The following is a 524-nucleotide window of genomic DNA, read 5'->3' on the forward strand; positions in this document are numbered from 1 at the left end:
ACCTCGCGCCGCATGAGCTCCGCCCAGCCGCGATCCGCCTCGCTGGACATGGCGCCGAGAACGAGGCCCTTGGCCACGCTGAAGGCGAAGCGCGGATTGTCGCGCTCGACCCATTCGCGAAAGGTCTCCCAGGCCTCGACGGGCTGGAGCACCCGTTGGGCGCGGCCCCAAACGGAAAGGCCGGGCGGCGCCATCACCACCTCCTCGGCGTCAGGGACGAGGCGCTTCAGGCGATCCAGCAGGGGCTGCAGCGCATCAGCGACCGCCGGCTCCGCGAAGCCGAAAGCATCGGTGGCGATGAGGAGCCTAGTCGGTTGCGCCTTCCCGACCGATTCGGACAATAACACCTCGGAGACGCGGGCGAAGGTCCGTGCGTCCCGCGCGAACCAGCCCGTGGTGTCGGAGGTCGGCGCCTGGGGCAGCATGCCCGTGAGGTCCAGTCGCCCATGCGTCGGCCGGATCCCGTAGAGCCCGCAGAAACTCGACGGCACGCGGACCGAGCCGCCGGTATCCGTGCCCAGCGC

At 70.4% G+C, this 524-nt stretch carries 1 protein-coding gene; it reads right to left on the reverse strand.

Features of this window, described 5'->3' with window-relative positions; all coding sequences use genetic code 11:
• On the reverse strand, positions 1-524 hold a 524-nt coding region (locus AC1DWF_RS38460), incomplete at both ends, for an amidase family protein (RefSeq protein WP_476843648.1).

This window comes from Aminobacter sp. P4_D5 (assembly GCF_056401815.1).